The sequence below is a fragment of the Brevundimonas sp. KH_025 genome, from assembly GCF_057839885.1.
The window spans coordinates 938,539-964,420 of the sequence record NZ_CM174501.1 but is presented as its reverse complement, the minus strand read 5'-3'; the positions used below and the strand labels follow the sequence as shown (position 1 = coordinate 964,420).

At 67.5% G+C, this 25,882-nt stretch carries 33 protein-coding genes; 17 read left to right on the top strand and 16 right to left on the bottom strand.

The features are described from left to right. The first annotated feature begins 2 nt into the window (after window positions 1-2). On the top strand, window positions 3-617 hold the full coding sequence (locus AC3IS2_RS04925; protein WP_489199532.1) for a 3'-5' exonuclease: 615 nt from the start codon (window positions 3-5) through the stop codon (window positions 615-617). A gap of 303 nt (window positions 618-920) precedes the next feature. Next, complete coding sequence (locus tag AC3IS2_RS04920; RefSeq protein ID WP_489199531.1) at window positions 921-1,343, top strand: DUF2147 domain-containing protein; 423 nt, start codon at window positions 921-923, stop codon at window positions 1,341-1,343. Between the two features lie 10 nt (window positions 1,344-1,353). On the opposite strand, the gene AC3IS2_RS04915 is transcribed toward AC3IS2_RS04920, so the two are convergent. The 5 genes from AC3IS2_RS04915 to AC3IS2_RS04895 form a co-directional block, all read right to left on the bottom strand. Next, on the bottom strand, window positions 1,354-2,046 hold the full coding sequence (locus tag AC3IS2_RS04915; RefSeq protein ID WP_489199530.1) for an LrgB family protein: 693 nt from the start codon (window positions 2,044-2,046) through the stop codon (window positions 1,354-1,356). After that, entirely contained in the window at window positions 2,043-2,411 is a 369-nt protein-coding gene (locus AC3IS2_RS04910; RefSeq protein ID WP_489199529.1) for a CidA/LrgA family protein, read from the bottom strand. Before AC3IS2_RS04910 ends, AC3IS2_RS04915 begins: the two co-directional genes overlap by 4 nt. Before the next feature lie 4 nt (window positions 2,412-2,415). Further along, window positions 2,416-4,239, bottom strand: coding sequence for an aminopeptidase P family protein (locus tag AC3IS2_RS04905; protein ID WP_489199528.1), 1,824 nt, complete (start codon window positions 4,237-4,239; stop codon window positions 2,416-2,418). 62 nt (window positions 4,240-4,301) lie between these two features. Continuing rightward, window positions 4,302-5,168, bottom strand: a complete 867-nt coding sequence (locus AC3IS2_RS04900; RefSeq protein ID WP_489199527.1) for a 50S ribosomal protein L11 methyltransferase — start codon at window positions 5,166-5,168, stop codon at window positions 4,302-4,304. 3 nt (window positions 5,169-5,171) lie between these two features. Then, window positions 5,172-5,408: a hypothetical protein gene (locus AC3IS2_RS04895; protein WP_489199526.1), complete on the bottom strand. Its 237-nt coding sequence runs from the start codon at window positions 5,406-5,408 to the stop codon at window positions 5,172-5,174. A gap of 19 nt (window positions 5,409-5,427) precedes the next feature. Between AC3IS2_RS04895 and AC3IS2_RS04890 the strand changes: the two genes are divergently transcribed. Beyond that, window positions 5,428-5,811 carry a hypothetical protein gene (locus tag AC3IS2_RS04890; RefSeq protein WP_489199525.1) on the top strand — a complete coding sequence of 128 codons (384 nt, stop codon included), beginning with the start codon at window positions 5,428-5,430 and terminating at the stop codon, window positions 5,809-5,811. A gap of 86 nt (window positions 5,812-5,897) precedes the next feature. On the opposite strand, the gene AC3IS2_RS04885 is transcribed toward AC3IS2_RS04890, so the two are convergent. Both AC3IS2_RS04885 and cysE read right to left on the bottom strand, forming a co-directional pair. After that, complete coding sequence (locus AC3IS2_RS04885; protein ID WP_105564438.1) at window positions 5,898-6,107, bottom strand: DUF3126 family protein; 210 nt, start codon at window positions 6,105-6,107, stop codon at window positions 5,898-5,900. A 107-nt stretch (window positions 6,108-6,214) separates the two neighbouring features. Then, window positions 6,215-7,036 carry a serine O-acetyltransferase gene (gene cysE / locus AC3IS2_RS04880; RefSeq protein WP_489199523.1) on the bottom strand — a complete coding sequence of 274 codons (822 nt, stop codon included), beginning with the start codon at window positions 7,034-7,036 and terminating at the stop codon, window positions 6,215-6,217. Between the two features lie 179 nt (window positions 7,037-7,215). Here cysE and AC3IS2_RS04875 point away from each other — a divergent pair, with 179 nt between their 5' ends. Then, the gene (locus AC3IS2_RS04875) at window positions 7,216-7,812 is read left to right on the top strand and encodes a nitroreductase family protein (RefSeq protein WP_489199522.1); all 597 of its coding nucleotides are present in this window, start codon (window positions 7,216-7,218) and stop codon (window positions 7,810-7,812) included. On the opposite strand, the gene AC3IS2_RS04870 is transcribed toward AC3IS2_RS04875, so the two are convergent. Together AC3IS2_RS04870 and AC3IS2_RS04865 are read right to left on the bottom strand one after the other, a co-directional pair. Then, window positions 7,809-8,675, bottom strand: coding sequence for a DUF817 domain-containing protein (locus AC3IS2_RS04870; RefSeq protein WP_489199521.1), 867 nt, complete (start codon window positions 8,673-8,675; stop codon window positions 7,809-7,811). The two genes, AC3IS2_RS04875 and AC3IS2_RS04870, sit on opposite strands and share 4 nt — an antisense overlap. Window positions 8,676-8,682: 7 nt before the next feature. Continuing rightward, complete coding sequence (locus AC3IS2_RS04865; protein ID WP_489199520.1) at window positions 8,683-9,063, bottom strand: winged helix-turn-helix transcriptional regulator; 381 nt, start codon at window positions 9,061-9,063, stop codon at window positions 8,683-8,685. Between the two features lie 177 nt (window positions 9,064-9,240). Here AC3IS2_RS04865 and AC3IS2_RS04860 point away from each other — a divergent pair, with 177 nt between their 5' ends. Both AC3IS2_RS04860 and AC3IS2_RS04855 read left to right on the top strand, forming a co-directional pair. After that, window positions 9,241-10,275 (top strand): quinone oxidoreductase family protein, encoded by a 1,035-nt coding sequence (locus tag AC3IS2_RS04860; protein WP_489199519.1) that lies wholly within the window; start codon window positions 9,241-9,243, stop codon window positions 10,273-10,275. A gap of 26 nt (window positions 10,276-10,301) precedes the next feature. Then, window positions 10,302-10,772: a RidA family protein gene (locus AC3IS2_RS04855; protein ID WP_489199518.1), complete on the top strand. Its 471-nt coding sequence runs from the start codon at window positions 10,302-10,304 to the stop codon at window positions 10,770-10,772. A 55-nt stretch (window positions 10,773-10,827) separates the two neighbouring features. Here the strand turns inward: AC3IS2_RS04855 and queF are convergent, their stop codons facing one another. After that, complete coding sequence (queF, locus tag AC3IS2_RS04850) at window positions 10,828-11,289, bottom strand: preQ(1) synthase (RefSeq protein WP_178828914.1); 462 nt, start codon at window positions 11,287-11,289, stop codon at window positions 10,828-10,830. A 360-nt stretch (window positions 11,290-11,649) separates the two neighbouring features. Here queF and AC3IS2_RS04845 point away from each other — a divergent pair, with 360 nt between their 5' ends. From AC3IS2_RS04845 to AC3IS2_RS04820, 6 genes are all read left to right on the top strand, one after another. Then, on the top strand, window positions 11,650-12,576 hold the full coding sequence (locus tag AC3IS2_RS04845; protein WP_489199517.1) for an NAD(P)H-dependent flavin oxidoreductase: 927 nt from the start codon (window positions 11,650-11,652) through the stop codon (window positions 12,574-12,576). Window positions 12,577-12,606: 30 nt separating this feature from the next. Further along, a complete protein-coding gene (locus AC3IS2_RS04840) occupies window positions 12,607-13,302 on the top strand; it encodes a TorF family putative porin (RefSeq protein WP_489199516.1) in 696 nt (231 codons plus the stop codon). 53 nt (window positions 13,303-13,355) lie between these two features. After that, the gene (locus tag AC3IS2_RS04835; RefSeq protein WP_489199515.1) at window positions 13,356-13,577 is read left to right on the top strand and encodes a CRISPR-associated endonuclease Cas2; all 222 of its coding nucleotides are present in this window, start codon (window positions 13,356-13,358) and stop codon (window positions 13,575-13,577) included. A gap of 171 nt (window positions 13,578-13,748) precedes the next feature. Beyond that, on the top strand, window positions 13,749-13,961 hold the full coding sequence (locus tag AC3IS2_RS04830; protein ID WP_003167329.1) for a cold-shock protein: 213 nt from the start codon (window positions 13,749-13,751) through the stop codon (window positions 13,959-13,961). 269 nt (window positions 13,962-14,230) lie between these two features. Continuing rightward, window positions 14,231-14,443 (top strand): cold-shock protein, encoded by a 213-nt coding sequence (locus AC3IS2_RS04825; RefSeq protein WP_184272626.1) that lies wholly within the window; start codon window positions 14,231-14,233, stop codon window positions 14,441-14,443. Between the two features lie 101 nt (window positions 14,444-14,544). Continuing rightward, window positions 14,545-14,805 (top strand): hypothetical protein, encoded by a 261-nt coding sequence (locus AC3IS2_RS04820; RefSeq protein WP_489199514.1) that lies wholly within the window; start codon window positions 14,545-14,547, stop codon window positions 14,803-14,805. Between the two features lie 16 nt (window positions 14,806-14,821). Here AC3IS2_RS04820 and AC3IS2_RS04815 read toward each other — a convergent pair whose 3' ends face one another. From AC3IS2_RS04815 to AC3IS2_RS04805, 3 genes are read right to left on the bottom strand one after another with little or no spacing between them, the layout of a single operon-like run. Then, window positions 14,822-15,985: a cystathionine gamma-synthase gene (locus AC3IS2_RS04815; protein WP_489199513.1), complete on the bottom strand. Its 1,164-nt coding sequence runs from the start codon at window positions 15,983-15,985 to the stop codon at window positions 14,822-14,824. Then, window positions 15,982-16,734: an alpha/beta hydrolase family protein gene (locus tag AC3IS2_RS04810; protein ID WP_489199512.1), complete on the bottom strand. Its 753-nt coding sequence runs from the start codon at window positions 16,732-16,734 to the stop codon at window positions 15,982-15,984. Before AC3IS2_RS04810 ends, AC3IS2_RS04815 begins: the two co-directional genes overlap by 4 nt. A gap of 4 nt (window positions 16,735-16,738) precedes the next feature. Continuing rightward, window positions 16,739-18,142, bottom strand: coding sequence for a pyridoxal-phosphate dependent enzyme (locus AC3IS2_RS04805; RefSeq protein ID WP_489199511.1), 1,404 nt, complete (start codon window positions 18,140-18,142; stop codon window positions 16,739-16,741). A 114-nt stretch (window positions 18,143-18,256) separates the two neighbouring features. Between AC3IS2_RS04805 and rnr the strand changes: the two genes are divergently transcribed. From rnr to AC3IS2_RS04790, 3 genes are read left to right on the top strand one after another with little or no spacing between them, the layout of a single operon-like run. Further along, on the top strand, window positions 18,257-20,572 hold the full coding sequence (rnr, locus tag AC3IS2_RS04800) for a ribonuclease R (RefSeq protein WP_489199510.1): 2,316 nt from the start codon (window positions 18,257-18,259) through the stop codon (window positions 20,570-20,572). Beyond that, entirely contained in the window at window positions 20,569-21,270 is a 702-nt protein-coding gene (locus tag AC3IS2_RS04795) for an NUDIX hydrolase (RefSeq protein WP_489199509.1), read from the top strand. The genes rnr and AC3IS2_RS04795 overlap by 4 nt, the downstream gene beginning before the upstream one ends. A gap of 4 nt (window positions 21,271-21,274) precedes the next feature. Continuing rightward, window positions 21,275-21,688, top strand: coding sequence for a DUF5990 family protein (locus AC3IS2_RS04790; RefSeq protein ID WP_489199508.1), 414 nt, complete (start codon window positions 21,275-21,277; stop codon window positions 21,686-21,688). A 4-nt stretch (window positions 21,689-21,692) separates the two neighbouring features. On the opposite strand, the gene AC3IS2_RS04785 is transcribed toward AC3IS2_RS04790, so the two are convergent. Continuing rightward, entirely contained in the window at window positions 21,693-22,259 is a 567-nt protein-coding gene (locus tag AC3IS2_RS04785) for a hypothetical protein (protein WP_489199507.1), read from the bottom strand. 126 nt (window positions 22,260-22,385) lie between these two features. On the opposite strand from AC3IS2_RS04785, the gene rpmG reads away from it, so the two are divergent. Further along, entirely contained in the window at window positions 22,386-22,553 is a 168-nt protein-coding gene (gene rpmG, locus AC3IS2_RS04780) for a 50S ribosomal protein L33 (protein ID WP_003164451.1), read from the top strand. A gap of 103 nt (window positions 22,554-22,656) precedes the next feature. Here the strand turns inward: rpmG and AC3IS2_RS04775 are convergent, their stop codons facing one another. After that, window positions 22,657-24,021: a PleD family two-component system response regulator gene (locus tag AC3IS2_RS04775; RefSeq protein ID WP_489199506.1), complete on the bottom strand. Its 1,365-nt coding sequence runs from the start codon at window positions 24,019-24,021 to the stop codon at window positions 22,657-22,659. 5 nt (window positions 24,022-24,026) lie between these two features. Next, entirely contained in the window at window positions 24,027-24,392 is a 366-nt protein-coding gene (locus AC3IS2_RS04770; protein WP_489199505.1) for a response regulator, read from the bottom strand. A gap of 192 nt (window positions 24,393-24,584) precedes the next feature. Here AC3IS2_RS04770 and AC3IS2_RS04765 point away from each other — a divergent pair, with 192 nt between their 5' ends. Further along, a complete protein-coding gene (locus AC3IS2_RS04765; protein ID WP_489199504.1) occupies window positions 24,585-25,859 on the top strand; it encodes a DNA polymerase IV in 1,275 nt (424 codons plus the stop codon). Window positions 25,860-25,882: the final 23 nt, after the last annotated feature.

Genomic DNA, 25,882 nt, shown 5'->3' with positions numbered 1-25,882 from the left:
TGATGCACGCCGTCGCCATCGACTTCGAAACCGCCAACGAGCAGCGCTCCAGCCCCTGCTCCATCGGCCTCGCCTGGATCAACGACGGCGTCATCGAGTCCGTCGAGCATCATTACATCCGCCCGCCGGGCATGCGCTTCGCCAGCTTCAACATCGCCTTCCACGGCATCGGCCCGGATCAGGTCGAGGACGCCGAGGAGTTCCCCGCCGTCCTGGCCGCCATCGCCCCGCGTCTGCAGGGCCGGACGGTTCTGGCCCACAACGCCGCCTTCGACGTCAGCGTCATTCGCGGGACCTGCGACCACTACGGCCTCGCCTACCCCGAGTTCGACTACCTCTGCACCGTCAAGCTGGCCCAGATCACCTGGCCCGAGTTCGCCTCGCACAAGCTGAACAACGTCTGCGCCGAACTGGGCATCCAATTCAAACACCACGACGCCGCCGAAGACGCCTTCGCCTGCGCCTCAGTGGCGCTGGAGACCCTGCGGAGGCATGACGCGGCCTGCGCCGCTTCGCTCGCACAGGCGACGGGGATCAGCCTCGGACGCCTGCACGCCGGCGGCTACAGCCCCTGCTCCTCCGCCGGCTCTCGTCCGCGTCGCCCGCGCGCGGCCTGAGCAACCTCCTTTTCCTCCCCATTCCATGGGGAGGGGGACCGCGAAGCGGTGGAGGGGCCAGGACAGCAGAACCAGGCGGCCCCTCCGTCTCGTCGGCTACCGCCGCCGACCCACCTCCCCACTTTGTGGGGAGGAGAAAGCCTTCCAAATCCATCACCTTAGCCTCGAGCGCCGCTCAATATTGACCTAAGGTCATGTAATCATTGATCGAAGTTCACAAATTTGAGCCTTGTTTCAGACCGAAACCGGGACCACCCTTCACCCAAAGGATCGGCTCAACGATCCGTCTGAAGGAAAACGCCGATGAAGATCTCCGTCCTGGCGGCCGCCGCCGTCGTCGCTGCAGCCCTGGCCTCGCCCACCCTCGCCAGTGATCCGACCGGCCTGTGGCAGACCCCGACCAACGGCGGTCAGGTGCGCATCGCCCGCTGCGGTCAGGCCCTGTGCGGCACGCTCGTGACCTCCGCCCATATCCGCGCCGAACCGAACGCCCGCGACGAGCACAACAAGAACGAGGCCCAGCGCAACCGCACCCTGCGCGGCCTGACCATGCTGAGCGGCTTCACCGGCGGGCCGACCGAATGGCGCGGCGGTTCGGTCTATAATCCGGCCGACGGCGGCACCTATCGCGGCACCATCACCATGACCAGCGCCGACAGCCTGCGCCTGCGCGGCTGCATCGTCGCCCCCCTGTGCAAGACCCAGACCTGGACCCGCATCCAGTAGGACCCGGTCGTCAGAAGAAGGCGGCGACGATGGACAGGATCGTCGCCGTCGCCGCCGCGTTCAGCGCCATGCCCAGGCTGGCGAAGGCGCCCGCCGTCTGATCCACCTGAAAGGCCCGCGCCGCGCCGAATCCGTGCGCCGACACCCCGACGGCGAAGCCCCGCGCCCGGTAGTCCGTGATCTTCAGCAGGTTCAGCAACGGCGTCGCCGTCATCGCCCCGATCACCCCGGACATCAGCACGATCACCGCCGCCAGCGACGGGATGCCGCCCAGTTGCGAGGCCACCGCCATGCCGACCGGCGTGGTCGTGGCGCGCGGGGCGATGGAGGCCATGATCTCGGCCGGAGCCCCGAACAGCCAGACGATGCCCACGGCGCTGACAATGGCCGTCACGGCCCCGGCCAGCAGGGCGCAGGTCAGCGGCTTGGCCAGACGCCGGATCGTCGCTCGCTGCGCCCAGATCGGCACGGCCAGCCCGACCACCGCCGGTCCCAGCAGGAAGCCCAGCACCTGCGTCGCCTCGGCATAGGTTGGATAGGGCGTCTTGGTCGCCAGCAGGACGCCGATCAGCACCGGCGTGGCCAGCAGCACCGGATGGCACAACGGATGCCGCCCACTGCGCCGCGACAGCAGATCCGCCGCCTCGAACACCACCAGCGTCACCGCCAGCCACAACAGGGGCGTCGCGATCAGATCGCTCACGACGCGCTCTCCTCGATTTCAGGCCCCGGCTCTCGCCCCGCCACGGCGCGGAACACCAGCGCCGTCACCGCCAGCGTCAGCAGAGTCGAAACCACCACCGCCACGACAATGCCGAGGCCATAGCGGGACAGGATCGCCCCCTCCTGCATCACGCCGACGGCGGCGGGCACGAACATGATCGACAGGTGCGCCGTCAGCCAGCCCGTGACCTGGGCCAGCGTCAGCCGCTCCCTCGGGACCAGGGCTAGCCAGGCCAGCAGCAGCACCATGCCGATCACCGACCCCGGCAGGGGCAGGCCCGTCAGCCGGTGAACAGCCTCGCCCGCCAACTGGCAGACGAGCAGCAGGGCGATGGCGCCGATCATCGGCCTAGAGCGGCGCCGTCTGCGCCTTCAGCCATTCCAGCGCCGCCTCGTCCTTCTGCACCCCGTCGGCCAACAGTGGCCCGACCTTGGCCAGAACCTCGGCGTGATAGGCGTCGACGTAGACGCGCTCGTCGGCGGTCAGCCGCGAGACATCAATCAGGCGACGATCCAGCGGCGCCAGGGTCAGTTGCTCGAAGCCGTGCATCGGCCGCTCGCCGCCCGGAACCTGAGCCGGAGCGGTCACGACCTGCAGGGTCTCGATGCGGATGCCCCACTCGCCCTCGCGGTAGTAACCCGGCTCGTTCGACAGGATCATGCCGGTCAGCAGCGGCTGGGTGTTGACGTAGGGGGCGATGCGCTGCGGTCCCTCATGCACGCCCAGATAGGAGCCGACGCCGTGGCCGGTGCCGTGGTCGAAGTCGAAGCCGGCGTTCCACAACGGCTGGCGCGCCACGGCGTCCAGCTGATGCCCCGTCGTCCCGGCGGGGAAGCGGATCACCGCCATGGCGATGTGGCCCTTCAGCACCAGGGTGAACATGCGGCGCTGATCAGCCGAGCCCTCGCCGATGGCCATGGTGCGGGTCACGTCCGTGGTCCCGTCCAGATACTGACCGCCGCCGTCCACCAGCAGTAGGCTGCCCGCCTCCATCGGACGTATCTTGGCCCCGACCGGCTTGTAGTGCGGCAGGGCGCCGTTCGGCCCGACCCCGGCGATGGTATCAAAGGACAGGTCCTTCAACATCCCGGTCGCCTCGCGGAAGCCCTCCAGCGCCTCGACCACCGCCCGCTCGTCCGGCAGCTCCTTCTGGGCGACCGTATCGACCCAGTGCAGGAAGCGGGTCAGGGCCGCGCCGTCGCGGATATGCGCCTGACGGCTGCCCTCGATCTCGACGGCGTTCTTCTGGGCGCGCGGCAGGGCGCAGGGGTCCATGCCGCGAACGATGCCGGCGCCCGCCGCTTCCAGGCGGTCGAAATACCAGGCCGAGGACACGGCCGGGTCGATCAGCACCTTCTGCCCCGACAGGGCGTCCAGCGCGGCGGGCAGCGCCTCCGGCGCCTCCAGCGTCACGGCGTCGCCCAGCCAGCCGGGCAGTTCATTGGTGATCTTGGCCGGATCGAGGAAGACCTTGGCCGTGCCGTCGGCCTTCACCACCGCCTGCCCCAGCGGCAGGGGCGTGCGGATCACGTCGCCGCCGCGAATGTTGAACAGCCAGGCCAGCGACGACGGCGAGGTCAGCACCGCCACGTCCGCGCCCTTGGCGGCGATGGCCTGACCGATGCGGGCGCGCTTCTGCGCGGCGTTCTCGCCGGAATAGCGGTCGTCGTGCGGCGCCACCGGCGCCTGCGGCTGGGCCGGGCGGGCGTCGCCCCAGGCCAGGTCGATGGGGTTGGGCTCGACGGCCTTCAGCGTCGCCCCGGCCTTCTCGACGGCGGCGCGCAGGGTCGCCAGGGCGTCGGGGCTGTGCAGGCGCGGGTCATAGCCGATGACCGAGCCGGCGGTCAGGGTCTCCAGCCAAGCGGCCAGCTTGTTCAGCTCGACACGTTCGAACAGGGCCGGGTCGGTCTGGGCCTTGGCCTGAACCGTATAGCGGCCGTCGACGAAGACGGCAGCCTTGTCCTTCAGCACCACGCCCGCCCCGGCCGAGCCGGTGAAGCCGCTGACCCAGGCCAGACGCTCGCTGGCGTCGGGCAGGTATTCGTTCTGATGCTCGTCCTCGTGCGGGACCAGCAGGCCGTCCAGGCCCTGCTCGGCCATCTTCGCCCGCAGCAAGGGCAGATGTTTCGCCCCGAAGGACGGATCGGTCGTTTCGTCGAATGTCTGGCGCATCCCGGCTGATTACGCCCGAGCGCCGCCGGGGGCTAGAGCCCTCCGGCGACTTCCTGACCCGTTCAGCCCTTGCGCAGTTGCAGGGCGCTCCAGGCGTCGTGGTGGATGGTCTGCTCGACCACGAAGCCCAGCGGAAGATAGGCTTCCAGCACCCGCTCCTCCTGCGTGCGCAGCAGGCCCGACAGGATGGCGACCCCGCCCGTCTTCAACGCGGCGCCGATCTCGGGCGCCAGGAAGACCAGAGGCGCGGCCAGGATGTTGGCGAAGACCAGGTCATAGGGGGCGTGCTGGGCGATGCGCGCATCGCTCAGGCCGTCGGCGAAATAGAACTCGCACTTGGCGTCGTTGATCTGGGCGTTCTCGTTAGCGATGCGGGCCGAAGGCTCGTCGATGTCGGTGCCGACGGCGATGGGCGAGCCGGTCCGCGCCGCCGCGATGGCCAGAACGCCCGTGCCGCAGCCGACGTCCAGAACCTTGTCGAACGTCTCGGTCTGCAACAGCTTGTCGAAGGCTTCGAGACAGCCGACCGTCGTGCCGTGGTGGCCGGTGCCAAACGCCGCGCCCGCGTCGATCTTCAGGTTGACCCGCCCCTCGGGAATCTTGCCCTGATCGTGGGCGCCATAGACGAAGAAGCGCCCGGCCTCGACCGGCGGCAGGCCCGACAGCGACATGGCCAGCCAGTCGGCGTCGGCCAGCTTCTCGACGATCACTTCCAGTTCGCCCTGGGCGCGCAGGATTTCGGCGATGCCCTCGGCTTCCTCGTCCGTCGTCGGGAAGGCGTCGATGCGCCAGATCCCCTTGTCCTCGTCCTCTTCCAGGATCGAGTAGGTCGCGTTTTCCAGCACGGGGTTGGCGTCGATCGCGGCGGCGGCGGATTCAGCGGCGGCGCGCTCGCCGCGTGCGATTACCTGGACTGCGGACTCGGACATTTCTCAAACACCGTTATGATAACGAATCACGAGTGCGGGCGTGCGGATCGCCCGTGTCCATTTAAGGGTCCGGGTATCCATGGCTAAAGCACCGTCTGAATCGAAAACTGCTGCGCCGAAAGCGGCGCCTGCCGCTTCCAAGCCGAAACCGGCGGCAAAGTCGAGCGCTGCGGCGCCCAAGGCCGCTGCAAAACCGAAAGCCGCGCCGAAAACCGCCGCGCCCAAGGCGGCAGCAGCCAAGCCCGCCGCCAAGCCGGCCGTGAAGGCGGCTGCGCCCAAGGCCGCTCCGAAAGCCGCCGCCAAGGCTCCGGCCGCGAAGGCCGCTGCACCCAAGGCGGCGGCAAAGCCCGCCGCCAAGGCCGCCGCTCCCAAGGCCGCTGCGAAGACCGCCGCGCCGAAGAAGGCCGCCGCCCCCAAGGCCGCCGCTGCTCCGAAACCCGCCGCCAAGCCGGTCGAAGCGCCCAAGGCCGCTGTCGCCCCTGCTGCGACGCCGGCTCCCACGCCCGCCCCTGCTCCGGCCGCCGCCGCCCCCGCCCCGGCGCCCAAGCCTGCTCCGGCTCCGGCTCCGGCTCCGCAACCGGCGCCCGCCGCGCCCCAACCCGAAAAGAAGAAGGGCTTCTTCGCCCGTCTGTTCGGCTGGTGATCGCCTGAAACGACAAAAGGCCGGAGGGTTCGCCCCTCCGGCCTTTTTCGTGCGTGCTTTCCAGAGAAATCCCTGGAAACGCGGCTTTAGTCCTGCGGCAGGTCTTCGGCCAGGATCGCCATCTCGAACATGAACGAGCCGGCCTCGTCCTCGTCCTCGAACACCACGCCGATGAACTCGTCATCGACATAGACTTCGGCGGAGTCGGCGACCTTGCGGGCCTTCACCTTGATGCCGCCGTGGTTGAAGGTGCGCTTCAGGTGCGTCTCGACGCGCTTCAGATCGGATTCTTTCACGGGGGTAGCCTCGTTGGTGTCGTTGACGTGTCGTAGGCGGGGGAACCTAGAGAAGCCGCTTCGTCGTGGGAAGCCCGCATCGCAGACGTCCACAGGCGCAGCGGCCCTCAGATCACGTAATCATAGGCGATGTCGGCCAGGGTGTGGTCCATCGTCCGCGCGGGCGTGGCGTCGGTCGGGCAGTTGACCACGCGCGCCGGCACCCCGGCCACCGTGCAGCCCGCCGGCACCGGCTTCAGCACCACGGACCCGGACGCCACCTTGGCGTAGTCGCCGATGACGATATTGCCCAGCACCTTGGCCCCCGCGCCCAACAGGACGCCGCGGCCGATCTTGGGGTGACGGTCGCCGCGCTCGGCCCCGGTCCCGCCCAGGGTCACGGCGTGCAGCATCGACACCTCGTCCCCAACCACCGCCGTCTCGCCGATGACGATGCCGGTGCCGTGGTCGATGAAGACGCCCGAGCCGATCCGCGCCGCCGGATGGATGTCCAGCTGGAACAGCTCCGAAATCCGGCTCTGGAAGTGGAAGGCCAGGGTGTCGCGCCCCTGCCCCCACAGCCAATGGGCCACGCGCCACGCCTGCAGCGCCTGGAACCCCTTGAAATACATGAAGGGCTGCAACAGCGACCGGATCGCCGGGTCGCGGTCCTGCACCGCCTTCAGGTCGGCCTCCGCCGCCGCCAGGATGCCGGGATCAGCCGCAAAGGCCGACAGCGCCACCTCGCGCAACGACATGGCCCCCAGCTCCGCATCGCCCAGCTTGCGCGCGATCTGGAAGCTCAGCGCCCCCGCCAGATCGTCGTGCGCCAGCACCACGGCGTTCAGTTGCGAGGCCAGACGCGGCTCCTCGCGCGCGGCGTCCTCGGCCGCGGCGCGCAGTTGCGCCCACAGGCCCGGCTGTTGCGGCACGATTTCCAGCTTGGCCATCGGCCCTCCGTTCTCAGGCGGCGATCCTACGCGCCCGGCATGGCCCGCGCCAGCACGGCGAGCCGTTTGCCTTCGCCGGCCATATGAGGCCCCGAACGCCGCCGCCACCGTCAAGGCGCCGCGATTTTGCCGACGCCCTGGCTATGGCGCCGGGCGCGACGAAATCCTAGCTAGACGGCATGACCGATCTCAACGCCGCCCTGCCCCTGCCCGTCCGTTCGGACGTGGTTCTGACCCGCCTGGCGACCCGCCGCTCGGCCTCGGCCCAGTTGCTGAGCGCGCCCGGCCCGTCCGAGGCTGAGATCGAGCAGATCCTGTCCCTCGGCGCCCGCACCCCAGACCACGGCAAGCTCTTCCCCTGGCGCTTCGTGGTGCTGGGCCCGCAGAGCCGCGCCGACCTGTCCGAAGCCCTCGCCGCCCTCGCCGAAACCCAGGGCCGCATCGACAAGGACCTGGCCGTCCTGGCCAAGCTGGCCAATCCGCCCCTGACCGTCATGGTCGTTTCGGCCCCGATCCAGGGCCACAAGGTCCCGGTGTGGGAGCAGCAGCTGTCGGCCGGCGCCGTCTGCATGAACCTGGAACACGCCGCCGACGCCCTGGGCTACTCGGCCAGCTGGATCACCGACTGGTATTCTTACGACCCCGCCGCCGTCGCCCTGTTCGGCGTCCAGGACAGCGAGACCATCGCCGGCTTCATCCACCTGGGCACCCTGACCGAACCCCCGCTGGAACGCCCCCGCCCGGTCATGGCGCACAAGGTCGAGCGGCGGCCCTAGGTCGGCGCACGGGGCTCCGCCTCCGGCCGGTGCACCAACGACACCAGCACCACCGAGATGATCATCAGCAGGAACCACGCCCCCAGCTTGTTCAGGCTGACCATCTCCCAGCCGTCCGCCTGCCCCGGATAGACCCAGGCCCGCGCGAACGTCCCCAGGTTCTCGGCGAACCAGATGAACAGGGCCACCAGCCCAAAGCCCAGCAGCAGCGGCATCGACCGCCGCCGCCGGTCTGCGGTGAAGTAGAACCAGCCCCGCCCGAACAGCAGCACCGTCGCCGCGAACAGCGCGATCCGCACGTCCGGCAGCCAGTGATGGGCGAAGAAGTTGACGTAGATCGCCGCCGCCAGAACCCACGTCGTCCACAGCGGCGGATACCTCCGCACCCGGATATGGAAGATGCGCTGCACCCGCGCGATATAGCTGCCGACCGCCGCATACATGAAACCCGAGAACAGCGGCACCGCCCCGATCCGCAACAGCGAGTCCTCGGGGTACAGCCACGACCCGTGCGCCGTCTTGAACAGCTCCATGATCGTCCCGGCGACATGGAACAGGAAGATGACCCGCGCCTCCTCCCAGCTCTCCAGCTTGAAGGCCAGCATCAGCCCCTGAATGGCCAGCGCCCCGATGACCAGAACGTCGTAGCGCGCGACCGGCGCCCCGCCCTCAGGCCACAACAGATGCGTCCCGACCAGCAGCACCAGCATGGCCCCGCCGAACAGACAGGCCCACCCCTGCTTCAGCCCGAACCACAGGAACTCATAGGCATACCCCCGCCACCGCCCCCGATCCGCCCACGCCTCCGCGCGGGTCATCAGACGACGGCCCCAGGCTTCGAGCGGGAGACGGGAGGCGGTCATGACAGGCTCACCCTCGCTCACGATTTCGGTCCAGCTGATCCAAGGCGGCCGCATTTTTCTCGGCCCAGTCGTAGATCGCGCGCAGCGGCTCGATAAAGACCTGCCCCAGTTCCGTGAGCGAATACTCCACCTTGGGCGGCACGACATCGAACACCTTGCGGCTGACCAGACCGCTGGATTCCACGTCCCTGAGCGTCTGGGTCAGCATCTTCTTGGAGATGCCCGGCAGCGCTCGTTCCAGTTGACCCGTCCGCATCGCCCCATGGCTTAGCGCATACAGCGCCATGGATGTCCACTTGCCGTTCAGGATGTAGTGGACGCGCCTCTGTGGACAATCTTCCCTGAGAACAAAGCCTTGAGCGGGCTTTTGATCGCTTTCGTTTGTCATAGTTACCTTTAGGTGCCTACGGCACAAAAAGGTGCCTAATTCCAAAACTATCCCTACACTCTATATCGCTCCTTGAACTTTCACAGAAGACTTTTCCGACCGCGTTCAAACGCGCCCCCGGTGAGGTCGTGAAGGCGATCAGACGCGGTCTCCGCGCCGACATTTGGAGTAACGACAATGCAAGCCGCTGTTATCAGGGCCTTTGGCGGCCCGGAACAAATTCAGATCGAAGACATGGCCATCCCGCGTCCGGGTTCGGGCGAGGTTCTGATCAAGGTCCTGGCCGTCGGGATCAATCGGCTGGACCACTATGTCCGCCTGGGTCAGATCTCGCCCAGCCTCGCCTTCCCCCATATTCTGGGTTCGGATGCGGTCGGCGAAGTCGTCGAACTGGGCGCCGGCGCCAGCCGCTTCAGCATCGGCGACCGCGTCATCACCACGCCTGGCTACCCGACCGACCCGAAGGAAAAGGACATTCGCCCCGTCACAACGGCCGCGAGCTACGCCATCCCCGGCGCCCACGTCTCGGGAACCTATGCCCAGTACATCGTCGTGCCGGAGGCATGGCTGCTGCGCGACACCACGGGCCTGCCGGTCGAGCAGATCGCCGCCCTGCCCGTCTCGCTGCTGATCGCCATTCGCTCGGTGCAGATCGTCGGCGAGGTCAAGGCAGGCGATCGCGTTCTGGTTCACGCCGGCGCGTCGAGCACCGGCATGATGAGCATCCAGGTGGCGCGGGCGCTCGGCGCACGCGTGGCCACGACCGTGCTGGACGACGCCTCGGCGGCCCTTGCCGCCAGCCTCGGCGCTGAACTCGTGATCAACACCAGTCACGAGAACTTCGTCGATGCGCTGAACACCTGGACGGACGGCCAGGGGGTCGATGTCGCCATCGACAATCTCGGCGGCAGCGTCCTGGCGCAAACCATCGAGGCCGTGAAACCGCGCGGCATCGTCGTGGCCATGGGCTTCATGGCCGGCACGGAAGTGACCTTCGACATCCGCAACTTCTTCTTCGCCCAGAAGCAACTTCGCGGCACCCTGGTCGGCGATATCGAGGACTTCGCCGCCTGGCTCGACCCAATCAGGGACGGCAAGATCAAGCCGATGATCGACAGCGTTCTGCCGCTCTCAAAGGCGGCCGACGCCCACCGTCGGATTGCCGACGCCGACGTCCGGGGCAACATCATCCTGCTGCCCTGGGCTGCGTGACCGACAAGGTTGTGAGGAGTCGATCCATGACTGACGACGTGATGCAACGGCTGGAAGCGCGAGGAATCGCGCTTCCACAACCACCCCAACCCCTCGGCGCCTATCGCGCCGTGGTCGAAGCAGGCTCAATGCTTCATGTGTCGATGCAGGGACCCTTGCTCAATGGACGCTTTACGCACCAGGGCCTGCTCGGCGACGCCTTGACGGTGGACGAAGGTCGCGAGGCCGCACAGCTGTCAGTGCTGAACGCCCTAGCCCATATTCACGCCCATCTGGGCGGCTTCGACCGGGTCAAGCAGGTCGTTCGGCTGGACGGCTACGTGGCCTGCACCGAAGACTTCGCCCAGCACCCGCTCGTGCTCGACGGCGCGTCCGACCTCCTCGCCGCTGCGTTCGGCGAGCGGGCGGGTCATGTCCGGTCGGTCTGCGGCGTCCGCAATCTACCCGGCCACGTGCCGGTCGCGATTGTGCTCACCGTCGAACTGTCGTCGCTCTGATCGAGACGGCCGGGGGATCAGGGCGCGCTGCGGCGAAAACTGATCCCCCGCCCCCTCACCCCCGCCCGCGATAGGTCGCGACGCCCTGATCCGGCAGCCAGACGCCCTCGATGGGCGCGCCGGTTTGCCAGAAGACATCGATGGGGATGCCGCCGCGCGGGTACCAGTAGCCGCCGATGCGCAGCCATTTCGGTTGCAGCAGGTCGGCCAGGCGCTTGCCGATGGCGACGGTGCAGTCCTCGTGGAAGGCGCCGTGGTTGCGGAAGCTGGTCAGGTACATCTTCAGGCTCTTGGACTCGACCAGCCAGTCGCCGGGCACATAGTCGATGACGATGTGGGCGAAGTCGGGCTGGCCCGTCACCGGGCACAGGCTGGTGAACTCGGGCGCGGTGAAGCGCGCCACATAGAGCGTGTCGGCGTGCGGATTGGGCACGCGTTCCAGCACCGCCTCTTCGGGATTGGTCGGGGCGGCGGTCTGGGCGCCGAGCTGGGACAGGCTGTCGGTATAGTGCGTCATGCCCGCCATTTAGGCGTTCGGCGCCGCAAAGAAAATCCTCGCCCCACGACGGGGATTCGACATTCGGCCTGGCGCCCGGTCTGGCCGTGGTAGGATGTGGGTCGAAGCAGGATCGCTCCGAGGGAGGATTTCAGACGATTCAGACGAATTGGACTCTGTTTTTCTCCTCTCCATTCCATGGGGAGGTGGCGCGGCGCCGAAGGCGACGTGACGGAGGGGCGGGTTGAGGCCAAGCAGCCCCTCCACCGCTACGCGGTCCCCCTCCCCATTTCATGGGGAGGAAAGAGCCGATTGCCTTCCCCCGCGACACCCGGTTAGCGTCCCTTAAAACAACCCGCAGAAACTACCCAGGAGCCCCCCGTGGCCATTCCCGCTTCCCTGCAGTCCGGTCTCAAGCTGCCGGTCATCGCGGCCCCCATGTTCCTGGTCTCCGGGCCGGATCTGGTGGTCGAGACGTGCAATGCGGGCGTGATCGGCACCTTCCCCTCGCTGAACCAGCGCACGACCGAGGGCTATCGGGAGTGGCTGCAAGAGATCAAGTCGCGGCTGAAACCGGACGCCGCTCCCTTTGGCGTCAACCACATCGTCCACCCGACCAACCCGCGCCTGATGGCCGACATGATGGTCTCGGTGGAGGAGAAGGTGCCGCTGATCATCACCTCGCTGGGCGCAGTGCGCGACGTGGTGGACGCGGTCCACGGCTATGGCGGCGTGGTCTTCCACGACATCGCCAATGTCCGCCATGCGAGGAAGGCCGCCGAGGCCGGCGTCGACGGCCTGATCCTGGTCGCCAACGGCGCGGGCGGTCATGCGGGGGTGGTGAACCCCTTCGCCCTGATCAACGAGGTCCGCAGCTTCTTTGACGGGACCATCATCCTGTCGGGCTGTCTCTCGACGGGTCAGGACGTGGCCGGGGCGCTGATGATGGGCGCCGACTTCGCCTATATGGGCACCCGCTTCATCGCCACGACCGAGAGCGAGGCCCAGCCTCACTACAAGGACCTGATCGTCCAGTCGGGCTCGGCCGACATCACCTACACGCCCGCCGTCTCGGGCATCCCCGCCAACTTCCTGACCCCGTCCCTGATCGAGAACAAGATCGACCCCAAGTCCCTGCCCGAACACAAGCTGGACATGAGCGAGGAAGCCAAGGCGTGGAAGACCATCTGGTCGGCGGGGCAAGGCTCGGGCGCGGTGCACGACATCCCCACAACGGCTCAGCTTGTCGCGCGGATGACGGACGAATTTTCGCAAGCCTGTGACAAATTCGATAAGAAGCGTCTTTAGAGGCGGGCCGTCGCTTTCACGAGGCCCTTCATGCTCCGCACCCTGACGAACGTCGCCCTTCTCGCCGCCGCCCCCTTGGTCCTGCTGTCCACGACGGCCCAGGCCCAGGATGCGGGCAAATGGTCCTTCGAGGTCGGCGCCGCGACCGACAACCGCTCCAAGGACGCCTCCAAGTCCGACGGCGACGCCTACGTCTTCGGCACCGCCGAATGGGAGAGCGCCAGCGGCCTCTTCTACGGTTCGGGCACCCTCGAAACCATCGACGCCGGCGGCTCCAAGCTGGAGAACGAACTGGCCCTGGGCGTCCGTCCCGAGTTCGCCGGCTTCGACTTCGACCTGAACGTCGCCCACAAGTATCGCTTCGACGCCAACCCCGGCTATGACGACGACGCCTGGGAATTCACCGCCGACATGAAGCGCTCGATCGGCCCGGCCAAGGCGCGCCTGCGCCTGCAGCACTCGCCGGACGGCACCGGCTCGACCGAGGCCTGGACCTGGGTTGAGGGTCAACTGGGCTGGGCCTTCACCGACAAGCTGTCGGGCTCGGTCGCCGTGGGTCGCCGCGAGCAGGACAACAGCATCGACTACACCGGCTGGAACATCGGCGGCAGCTACGCCCTGACCTCCAAGATGGATGTGTCGCTGCGCTGGTACGACACCGACGCCGACGTTCCCGGCGAACAGTATCGCTCGGCCCTGGTCGCGGGCGTCAACTACGCCTTCTGACTTCCTGGCCGATCAACGGTGGCCAATCGGCGGAAAGTCCCTACGTTAGTGGCATGACTTTCCGCCCCACCACCCTAGAGCGCGCTTACCAGCTGGCCGAAAGCGGTGTCTGCCGTACGGTCAGCGACGTCAAACAGGCCCTGCAGAGCGAAGGCTACGACCGCATTCAGGACAGTCTCTACGGCGGCACCATCACCGCCGCCCTGCGCAAGCGCTGTCAGGAGAACTTCGCCGGCGGTGCCGAAGCGCCTGTCGACCAAGAACAAGACGCCTGAATCAAGGGGTCTTGCTTTGGCCGCGAATGCCGTCCATTTTATCGCCGTCGATCTCTCTGCGTAACGCTGCTGCCCCTTTGCTCTGCGCACCGAGGACTAGGCCGATCCATTCAGACCCGACAGGCCAAAGGGGCTGTTCCCTAAGGCCAACGACTAGCGGAGGTCCTGAAAATGGCTACCGGCACTGTGAAATGGTTCAACTCCACCAAGGGCTACGGCTTCATCCAACCGGATGACGGCGGCAAAGACGTGTTCGTGCACATCTCGGCTGTCGAAGCTGCCGGCCTGCGTGGCCTCGACGAGAACCAAAAGGTCTCGTACGAAATCGAGCGCGACCGTCGCTCGGGCAAGGAATCGGCCGGTCAACTGAAGACCGAAGGCTGATTTCTCGCGCCGTTCATTCGGCGCGGATTTCGAACGGCGGCGACGGCTTCGGCTGTCGCCGCCGTTTTCGTTTCTGGCCACCGCTTGAGGCTTTTGAGGCCCCGCCCTTGCTAATGGGCGGCAAAGCGCCCACCTCTAGGTCGTCGATCTCTCTGCGAAACGCTGCTGCCCCTTTGCATCGCGCACCGAGGTCCAAAGCCGATCCCATTCAGACCCGACAGGCCCTCAGGATATCCTTCCTGCGGCCACTCAAACGGGGAGTCCTGAAAATGGCTACCGGCACTGTCAAATGGTACAACTCCACCAAGGGCTATGGTTTCATCCAGCCCGATGATGGCGGCAAGGACGTCTTCGTCCACGCCACGGCCGTCGAGGCCTCTTCGCTCGGTTCGCTGAACGAAAACCAGAAAGTCTCCTACGAAATCGAACGCGACAGCCGCAGCGGCAAAGAGTCCGCCGGCCGTCTTCAGGCTGCTGACTGACCTCAGCCCTGATCGGCGGCTGAAAAGCCGCCGAACTCGCTTTCTATCCGCTGAGGGGCCGGCCGCATGCGCGCCGGCCCTGACGCCATCTGGAGACGCCCATGACTTCCCTGGCCGATAGAATTCCGACCCTGAACGAAGCCGACCTCAAGGCCCTGCGCGCCAACGCCGCTCGCCTCGTGGAAACCGGCTCGCCGGTTCAGGTCGCCTCCGCCTCCGACATCATTCCGCTGATCGACGCCCGCCTGGCCGAAATCGCTGCCGCGCCCAAGGCCGCGGTCGTGCGCAAGCGCGCAGCCCCCAAGAAGAAGCTGCCCCCCGTCACGGGCCATCAGACCGCCCTGCCCGACAGGACGGCCTGACTTCAGTTCAAACGATTCAGCTCAGGGCCTGATCCAGGTCGGCGATCAGGTCCTCGACGTTCTCGACCCCGACCGACAGGCGGATCAGGTTGTCGGTGACGCCCCCGGCCTCGCGGACCTCCTTGGGCACGCTGGCGTGGGTCATGATGGCCGGGTGGTTCACCAGGCTTTCGACCCCGCCCAGGGATTCGGCCAGGGTGAAGACCTGCACCCGCTCCAGCACCCGCTTGGTCCGCTCCAGATCGCCGTCGATCAGCACCGTGACCATGCCGCCGAAGCGGCCGTTCATCTGGCGCGCGGCCAGTTCGTGCTGCGGGTGGTTGATCAGACCCGGATAGATGACCTTGGCGACCCCGGCCCGATCCTCCAGCCAGCGCGCCACGGCCATGGCGTTCTCATTGTGCGCCTTCATGCGCAGGCCCAGGGTCTTAAGCCCCCGGTTGGCCAGGAAGGCGTCGAACGGCCCCATGACGCCGCCGATGGAGTTCTGCAGGAACTTCAGCTGGGCCGCCATCTCGGCGTCCTTGGCCACCAGAACCCCGCCGACGATGTCGGAATGGCCGTTCAGATACTTGGTCGCCGAGTGCATGACCACGTCGGCGCCCAGGGCCAGCGGCTGCTGGCTCCACGGCGTGGCGAAGGTGTTGTCGACCACCAGGATCAGCTTGTGCGCCTTGGCGATCTTCGACAGGGCTTCGATGTCGGCCAGCTTCATCAGCGGATTGGTGGGGGTCTCGACCCACAGCATCCGCGTCTTGTCGGTGACGGCCGCCTCGACCGCCGCCAGGTCGGTCAGGTCGATGTAGCTGAAGTCCAGCCCCATGGACCGGCGCCGCACCCGCTCGAACAGCCGCCACGAGCCGCCGTACAGGTCATCGCCGGTGACGATGTGCGACCCGGCGTCCAGCAGCTCCAGCGCCGTCGAGGTCGCCGCCATGCCCGACCCGAAGCCGAAGGCCTGAACCCCGCCCTCCAGATCGGCGATGCAGGCCTCGAAGGCCTCGCGCGTCGGGTTCTTGCCGCGCGCATACTCATAGCCCTTGTTCACGCCCGGGCTTTCCTGGGCGTAGGTCGAAGTGGCGTAGATCGGCGTCATCACCGCACCCGTCGTCGGGTCGGGCTTCTGGCCGGCGTGGATGGCGCGGGTCGAGAAGCCCTGGCTGTTTTTCAGCGAACTCATGATCGTATCCTGTCTCGGCGACGGCCGATGTTGCCGTCGAAAAATTCGGCGGACCGGGTGAAGACCTCGGCCCATTGCTGGGTATTCAAGATGTGGCCGGCGCCGCGCAGCACCTGAACCCGAACCGGCACCTCATGGGCGCGCATGAAATCGACCCAGGCCGCCGTGTTGACCGGCTTCACATGGGCGTCGTTCTCGGCCCGAAGGACCAGAACCGGGATATGCCGTCGTGGATTTCGCGGCGTATAGACATCCACTCCGCCCGCCAGGCCGATGGCGGCGCCGGCTCGCCCGCCCCCCAGCGCCCCGTCCACGGCGACGTAGGAACCCAGGGAGTAGCCGAACAGGCCGATCCGCTCCGACGCGACGCCCGCTCGCGCGGCAAGCCAGTCAGCCCCGTCCAGCCCGACCCGCCTCCAGGCCGCCATGACCGGCGCCGGCCGGCGACCGTCGTCCGGCGCCGCATCGACGAACAGCGGCGTCAGCACGGAATAGCCGTCGGAGGCGAAGCGCAGCGCCAGTTCGTGCCAGGGTCCGGCGCTTCGTATCCGCGCGCCCGATCCATGCATCATGACGACGCCCGCCCCTCGCGCATCGCCCTGAGCGGGGTAGTAGATGGCGCGGATCGCCTTGCCGCCGCTGTCGAAGGTCACGCCCTCGAAAGGCGCGGCCTGCGCCACGGCGGCGCCGCCCAGCGTCGTCAGGACGACGCCGCCCAGAACGCCCACCGCTGCGCGCCGGGTCGGCATGGTCTTACCGGTTCAGGCTCAGGTGGTTGATCAGGTCGGTGCGGGCGATCAGGCCGACGAAGGCCTCGCCGTCCAGAACGATGGCCACCCGGTCGCGGTCGAAGATCGGGATCAGGGCGTCCAGGGTTTCCGTCACCTGCAGGGTGTCCAGATCGCGCGTCATGGCCGAGGACACCGGCATGGCGAAGCGCTCCTTACGGGTGATGTCGTCGGTGTTCATGATGTGAACAATGTCGCTCTCGTCCAGAATCCCGACCAGGCGGCCGTCCTGAATGACCGGCAGTTGCGACACGCCGTCGCCCTTCATCCGCTTGAAGGCCGTGTCCAGGGTGTCGTCGGGGCCGATCACCACCACGTCGCCGTTGGCGTATTTGCGAGTGATCAGGTCCGACAGGTCGCCGTGCAGTTCGCGCTGGGTCAGGCCCTGATCGGCCAGCCAGGCGTCGTTATAGACCTTGGACAGATACTTGGCCCCAGTGTCGCAAACGAAGGTCACGACCCGCTTCGGCTCGGTCTGTTCGCGGCACCAGCGCAGGGCCGTGGCGATCAGGGTGCCGGACGACGATCCGGCCAGGATGCCCTCCTTCAGCAGCAGTTCGCGCACAGTGGCGATGGCCTCCGAGTCCGGAATGGAATAGGCCGTGTCGATCAGGTCGGGATCGGCCGTCTCGGGCATGAAGTTCTGGCCGATGCCCTCGACCGCATAGCTGCCGTCCGGCCCCGCCACGCCTTCGTTGACCAGGCCCGCCAGGGCCGAACCGACCGGGTCCGCCAGAATGATCTGGGCGTCCGAGCCCTGCGCCTTCAGGTAGCGGGCGATGCCGGTGATGGTGCCGCCCGAACCGATGCCGGCGACGAAGGCGTCGACCTTGCCCTCCATCTGCTCGAAGATCTCAGGGCCGGTCGTCTTGAAGTGGGCGTCCGAGTTGGCGTCGTTGGCGAACTGGTTGACGAAATAACCGCCCGGAATCTGCTGGGCCAGGCGCTCGGCCATGTCGGTGTAGTATTCGGGGTGGCCGTGCGGCACGTCCGAACGGGTCAGGCGCACGTCGGCGCCCATGGCCCGCAGGTGCTGGATCTTCTCCTTCGACATCTTGTCGGGGATGACCAGCAGGACCTTGTAGCCCTTCTGCTTGCCGACCAGGGTCAGGGCCAGGCCAGTGTTGCCGGCGGTGGCTTCCACGATGGTGCCGCCCGGCTTCAGCCAGCCCGCCTTCTCGGCCGCCTCGATCATCGACAGGGCGATACGATCCTTGATGGAGCCGCCAGGGTTCTGGCTCTCCAGCTTCAGGAACAGGCGGCAGGGGCCGGTGTCGATCCGCGTCACCTCGACCATCGGCGTCTTGCCGATCAGGTCCAGCAACGATCCGACGGGGCGGATCAGGACGGGGGCGTCGGACATCGACATGCGGAAGGCTCCGGAAAAGGCGTGTTCAGGGGCGGAAGCTGGGCGTCGGCGTCCTCGCGGTCAACTCACGCAAGTTTTCACCCATTTGCCCCGAAGCGCATTACATAGGACGCAATGACCAAGACGCCGAAACGCCCCGCCGCGGGCCTGCCCGACAAAGACACCCTGATCGCCTTCCTGCGCGAAGCCGGCGAGGCCGAGAAGGCCGACATCGCCCGCGCCTTCGGATTGAAGGGCATCGAGCGCCGCCAACTGCGCGAAATGCTGAAGACGCTGGAGGCCGAAGGCGCCCTGGGCAAGCGCGGCCGCAAGGGCTTTTCCGAAGCCGGCGCCCTGCCCGCCGTGGGCGTGGCCGACGTGGTCGACCGCGACGCCGACGGCGAGCTCTACGTCGAACTGGTCAAGGGCGGCGAGGACGCGCCGCGCGCGATTCTGTTGCCTGACCGAGAGGGCAAGAGCCCCGCGCCCGGCGTCGGCGACCGGCTGCTGGTCAAGTTCTCGCGCGGCGCCGAAGGCTGGGAGGCCCGGCTGGTCAAGCGGCTGGACGCCGGGACCAATCGCGTCCTGGGCGTGATCCGCAAGTCGGCGCGCGAGACCCGCGTCGAGCCGGTCGACAAGCGCTCCAAGGACGTGCTGCTGATCCCCTCGGCCCAGGCGGGCGACCTGCGCGACGGCGACCTGGTGCTGGCCTCGATCGAAAAGGGCGACCACCGCTACGGGCCCAAGCGCGGCAAGATCCTGGAGCGCATCGGCCGCGAGGACGACCCCCGCGCCGCCTCCATCATCGCCATCCACGCCCACGGCCTGCCGACCGGCTTCTCGGAACAGGTCGAGCGCGAGGCCGAGGATCAGGCCCTGCCGACGCTGAAGGGCCGCGAGGACCTGCGCGAAGTCCCCTTCATCACCATCGACCCGGCCGACGCCCGCGACCACGACGACGCCGTCTATGCCGAGCGCGACACGGACCTGAAGAACCCCGACGGCTGGGTCGTCTGGGTCGCCATCGCCGACGTGGCCGCCTACGTCCGGCCCAACTCGGCGCTGGACCGCGAGGCGCGCGACAAGGGCAACTCGACCTACTTCCCCGACCGCGTCGAGCCGATGCTGCCGGAGATCCTGTCCAACGGCCTGTGCAGCCTGAAACAGGGCGAGAACCGCGCCTGCATGGCCGTGCGCATGATCTTCGACAAGGAAGGCCGCAAGACCGGGCACAAGTTCCTGCGCGGCCTGATGCGGTCGCAGGCCAAGCTGTCCTACGAACAGGCGCAGTCGGCCATCGACGGCCAGCAGGATGATGTGACGGGTCCGATCATGGACCTGATCCTCTATCCGCTGTGGAACGCCTATTCGACCATGCTGAAGGGCCGCAACCGCCGCAGCCCCCTGGCCATCGAAAGCCCCGAGCGCAAGGTGCTGATGGACCCCGGCGGCGGCATCGGCGCCATCGAGCCGCGCAAGTCGCTGGAGGCCCACCGCCTGATCGAAGAAATGATGATCCAGGCCAACGTCTGCGCCGCCGAGACGCTGGAGAAGGCGCGCACGCCGCTGATCTATCGCGTCCACGAGGCGCCCAGCCAGGAGAAGATCTTCAACCTGGCCGACTTCCTGCACACCATCGCCATGCCCTGGAACAAGGGCGAGGCGCCGACCACCAAGCGGTTCAACAAGCTGCTGGACGAGACCCGCGACGGTCCCCACGCCGAGGTGGTCAACGAGGTGGTCCTGCGCACCCAGATGCAGGCCGTCTATTCGCCTGACAACGTCGGCCACTTCGGGCTGCACCTGGAACGCTACGCCCACTTCACCTCGCCGATCCGGCGATATTCCGACCTGATCGTGCATCGCGGCCTGATCCGCGGCCTGAACCTGGGGGCGGACGGGCTGACGGACCGCGAGATCGCCGAACTGACCGCCATCGCCGAACAGGTCACGACCACCGAGCGCCGCTCGATGGCCGCCGAGCGCGACGCCATGGACCGCTACATCGCCGCCTTCCTGGAAGACCACGTCGGCGCGACCTTCGCCGGCCGGATCACCGGTGTCACCCGCTTCGGCCTGTTCGTGCGGCTGGACGAGACGGGCGCCGACGGCCTGGTGCCGGTCTCGACCCTGGGCAGCGAATATTTCACCCACGACGACCGCGCCCACGCCCTGGTCGGCGAACGCACCGGCAAGCGGTTCACGCTGGGCCGTCGCGTCGAGGTCAAGCTGATGGAGGCCACGCCCGTCACCGGCGGCCTGGTGCTGGAAATGATTTCCGAGCCGGACCCGCGCGATCCCAACGCCCCCGCCCCCCGCTACGGCATCCGCGGACGCGGCGGCGACGGCCCGCCCAAGCGCGGCGCCAAGCGTCCCGGCGGACCCAAACCGCCCAAGGGCGGCCGCCCCTCCGGCGGGCTGAAGGGGGTTCGGAAGGGCAAGCGGCGGTGAAGCCCTTCGACGCCGCCCAGGACCTGGCCGACGCCCCGCGCACGGGCGGCGGCCAGCGGCCCAAGGACGCCGCCACCCTGATCCTGACGCGCGGCGGCGACCGGCCGGAAGTGCTGATGGGCCGCCGCGCCCCCGGCCATGTCTTCATGGCCTCGAAGTGGGTCTTCCCCGGCGGCCGCATTGACCGGTCCGATTTCATCGCCGCCTCCACCGGCGAGCTGTCATCCGACGTCGCCCGGCGGCTGGAGGCGGAAATGCCCGCCCGCCGCGCCCGCGCCCTGGCCCTGACCGCCGTGCGCGAGACGTTTGAGGAGACCGGCCTGATCCTGGGCCGCCTCGCCCCGCCCGCCTCGGTCGCCGGACCGTGGCGCGAATATCGTCAGGCGGGCGCCCTGCCCGACCTGTCGGTCCTGTCCTACGTGGCCCGCGCCATCACCCCGCCGGGCCGCACGCGCCGTTTCGACGCCCGCTTCTTCATGGCCCCGGTCGAGGCCCTGCGCGATCCCGACCGGATCGAGGGTTCTGGCGAACTGGACGAGATCGCCTGGCTGCCGCTGGACGAGGCGCAGCGCTTGGACCTGCCCGCCATCACCCGCTTCGTCCTGGGCGAGATGGCCGAGCGGCTGACCCATCCCGACCGGCCCCTGCCCTTCGTCCGCATGGTGCGCGGCCGTCATGTCGTCGAACACAGGGACTGAGGCCATGGCCAAACAGACGATCACCCTGCGCCTGACGATCAACGACCCCGTGCCGGGCGTCTGCTACAGCCTGCAGGGCAAGGACGGCGAGGCGGTCGACGCCGTAACCGCGACGGAGGCCCCGCTGTCGCTGGACGCGCCGATCACGCTCAACGACGACAGCCGCCTGACCGGCCCCTTCGTGCGGCGCGAGGGGCCAGAGCGGCGTTTCGTCTATATCGGCATCGGAACCCATGCGGGCTTTCCCGGCCCCACATGGAGCCGCCGCGCCAAGATCGACGTCCACGACATCCCCGCCGACCTGCTCGAAATCGCGCGTCAGGGGCGCACGCTGGAGGTCTGCCTGCCCGGTCGAGCGAAAGACGGCGGCCCGGCCTGCGCCACCGTCCGTCCGCTGGAGCCTTGGAAGGCCGTCTGACTCCCTACTGGGCGACCGGCTTCGTCAGGTCGAACTCGACGCGGAAGTGGCGGCTGGAGCGACGCAGCTCATAGGCGAACGTCTGGCCCGGATGGACTTCCATGGCCCAGGTGTTGGTGGTCGAAACCGTGGCGTTGTTGGCGTTGAACAGGTCGATGGATTCCTGATCGACGGGGAATTCCTGCCGCTCGGCCGTGCCCGTCCCCGCCGTGTCGCCGCCGTACCAATGCAGGACGTCGGTCGTGCCGTCGTCGTGGCGATGGTCGTGCTTCAGCCGCAGCCCCGTGGCCGTGCGCGTCACCACCCAGGTGCGCGAGCGGTCGGCGCCGACCCAGAAGGGAATGCGAATCTCTTCCGCCGAGCAGTCGCGCACGTGCATCAAGAGTCTCTGACTGGCGAAATCGGAATCGGCGGCGTCGGTCGTGACCACCTTGCCTTCGAACCTCTGGCCGCACAGGGCGCTCAAATTCTTGAAGAAGGCGTCCTGGGGCATCTCCACGTGCGCTGCGGCAGGCGAGGACGACAGGGTCAGGGCGGCGGCCGCGAGGGCGATCAAGGTCATGGCTTTCATTCCGACAGCCTAACCGCTAGAAGCCAATCCTCAACGTGACATCGCGGGCGTTGACTTTGATCCGCGCCTGAGTATGTTCCGCGCCTCTCGTTTCATGCGGCTTTCGCCGTCGCAAAGGTAATTCCGATGGCCAAACCGGCTTCCATCAAGATCCGCCTGAACTCCACCGCCGACACCGGCTTCTTCTACGTGACCAAGAAGAACGCCCGTACGATGACCGAAAAGATGGTCGTCAAGAAGTACGACCCGGTCGTCCGCAAGCACGTCGAGTTCAAGGAAGGCAAGATCAAGTAAGGGCTTAACCGCCCCGAGCCTCTGGCTCGCTTGACTGCAGAATTCGAAACGCCCGGCTTTTCAGCCGGGCGTTTTTCGTTGGGCCTTCAACTGGAAAGGCGGCTCAGGCCGCGCGGGCCACGACCTTGTTCCGGCCTGAAGCCTTGGCCTCATAGACACCCTCGTCCGCCCGTTTCAGCACGGCTTCGGGCGTGTCGTCCTCACCCATCGTCGCCGCCACGCCGACCGATACGGTGATGTTCAGATGCTCGCGGCCGCCCATGACGCGGAACGGCGCCGCCCCCACGTCGCGGCGGATTCGCTCGGCGATTCGCTTGGCGTCCTCCAGAGTCGTGCCGGGCATGACCACGACGAACTCCTCGCCGCCGAATCGGCAGGGCAGATCCACCGCCCGCACATTGGTCGCCAGCCGCACCGAGAACTCGCGCAGCACCTCGTCGCCGGCGTCGTGGCCAAAGCCGTCGTTGACCGCCTTGAAATGGTCGATGTCCAGCACCAGCACAGCCGCCGGCTCGCCGCCGTTGTTGGCGCGCGCCACCAGGGCCTGAAGCTGGCTCGACATATAGCGACGGTTGTGAAGCCCGGTCAGGGCGTCGGTGACGGCCATCTCCAGGCTGTAGTCCAGCTTTTCCCGCAGAAAGTCGCCGTAGCGCTTGCGCCGCACCTGGGTGCGCACCCGCGCCGACAATTCCTCAGGGTCCACCGGCCGCGTCAGGATGTCGTTGGCGCCCAGTTCCAGGGCCTTCAGCAGCCGCGGGCGATCCTGCGAATCGACCAGAGCCAGAATCGGCAGCCGCCGCGTCGGCTCCTTGGACCGCGCCTGGGCGATCAGACGCAGCCCGTCGAAGCCCTCGGAGGTGACGTTGACGATCATCAGGTCGACCGCACCGCGCGCCGCCTCCAGCGCCGCCTCAGGCGCGAATTCGATCAGTGGGCGGTGCTCGACCGCCAGTTCCTGCGCCACCTTGGCGGCCTGAAGCTCGTTGTCGTCGACGACCAGAACCCGCCCGCCGGAGCCTTTCAGCCGCGCCACGCCCGCCGTGTCGACGCCGACCCGCCGGCCGCTCTCCTCGCGTTCGCGCAGCTCGTCCATGACCATCTTCAACCGGGTCAAGCTCTTGACCCGCGCCATCAGGATCACGTCGTCCAGGGGCTTGGTCAGGAAGTCGTCGGCGCCGGCCTCAAGCCCCCGGATCCGGTCATGCCGCCCATCGAGCGCCGTCACCAGCACCACGGGAATATGTCGCGTCTTCGGCTCGTCCTTCAGGCGGCGACAGGTCTCGAACCCGTCCATGCCCGGCATCATGACGTCCAGCAGGATCAGATCCGGCTGCTCCGACACTGCGAGCCCGATGGCCGTCAGACCGTCATTGCAGGTCAGGGCCTCGAAATACTCAAGCGTCAGCTTGGCCTCGAGCAGGCGGACATTGGCCTCTACGTCGTCCACCACCAGGATGCGCGCGCTCATATCGCCTACCCTAAATGCTTGCGCACGGTCTCGAGGAAGGAGATCACCGAGATGGGCTTGGAAATATAGGCCTCGCAGCCGCCCTGCCGGATCCGCTCTTCATCGCCCTTCATGGCGAAAGCGGTAACGGCGATGACGGGGATATGGTTCAGCTCTTCGTCGTCCTTGAGCCATTTGGTGACTTCCAGGCCTGAAATCTCCGGCAACTGGATATCCATCAGGATCAGATCGGGTCGGTGCTGGCGCGCGAGGGCGAGCGCCTGCAACCCTTCGCGGGTCTGCAGGGTTTCATACCCCTGAGAATCGAGCAGATCATGAAATAGCTTCATGTTCAGCTCGTTATCCTCGACGATGAGGACTTTCTTGGACATCCGCCACCCGGCTGTTTCGCCTCAGAATTGCGCACCTGCGCTGGGCTTTTCGCCTTCTTCGGATGCACTGTGCCGCCCGCAGTCTTAAGTTGACGTGAAGCTGCCATTTTTCATTGCGCTATCGCGCTTCGCGCTGCTTGAGCGCGGTCGGCGCCCTATCGCTTCGCTACTTGAGCGCAAACGGAGTTCCCCTTGGCCCTGAAGGCCGTCTGCCGCGACTGCCTGTGGACCGACGACCGCAAGGTCGAGCGGTGTCCGAGTTGCGCCTCGCGTCGGGTCATCGCCCATGACGAACTGGGCGACCTGACCATCGCTCACCTGGACTGCGACGCCTTCTACGCCTCGGTGGAAAAGCGCGACCGGCCGGAACTGCGCGACAAGCCGGTCATCATCGGCGGCGGCAAGCGCGGCGTGGTCTCGACCGCCTGCTACGTCGCCCGCCTGCACGGCGTCGGCTCGGCCATGCCCATGTACAAGGCGCTGAAGGCCTGTCCCGACGCGGTCGTCATCGCACCGAACTTCACCAAATACGTCGCCGAGAGCCAGCGCATCTTCGGCGCGATCGAGAAGCTGACGCCCCTGGTCCAGACCCTGTCGCTGGACGAGGCCTGGATCGACCTGTCGGGCACCGAGCGCCTGAACGGCGGCCCGCCCGCCTTTCAACTGATCCGGCTGCAGAAATGGATCGAGGACGAGACCGGCCTGACCGTCTCCATCGGCCTGGCCCCCAACCGCTTCCTGGCCAAGATCGCCTCGGAGATGGACAAGCCGCGCGGTTTCTCCGTCATCGGCGCCGCCGAGGCCAAGGGGCTGCTGGCCGCGCGCCCGGTCAACATCCTGCCCGGCGTCGGGCCGGTGTTCGGGCGCACCCTGCGCTCGGACGGTTTCGCCACTGTCGGCGATCTGGCCGCCGCCGACGTCAAGGATCTGGTCCGGCGCTATGGCGAGACGGGCTTGCGTCTCTACGACCTCAGCCACGCCCGCGACGCGCGTCCGGTTCGCCCCGACCACGACCGGCGCGGCATGAGCGCCGAGACCACCTTCAACGACGACCTGACCACCGCCGAGGACCTGGAGGCCGAACTCTGGCCCCTGTGCGAGAAGCTGGCGTCCAAGGCCCGGCGCGACGGCGTGGCCAGCCGGGTGGTGGTGCTGAAGCTGCGCAAGGCCGACTTCAGGATCGTCACCCGCCGCGTCACCCTGGCCGAGCCGGTGCAGACGGCGCGGGTGCTGTTTTCAGCCGGGCGCGACCTGCTGAGGCCGGAACTGGGCGAGCCCTATCGCCTGATCGGCATCGGCCTGGCCGAGATCGCCGAGGCCGGGGCCGCGCCCGCCGGCCTGTTCGCCACCGCCGAGACCCGCGCCCTGAAGACCGAGACCGCCATCGATGCCCTGCGCGAGAAGTTCGGGGCCGGCGCCGTGGTCGCGGGCCGCGCCCTGAAAACCGGGATGAAGAAGCCCGGATGACGCCGCCCGTCTGGCGCGCTACA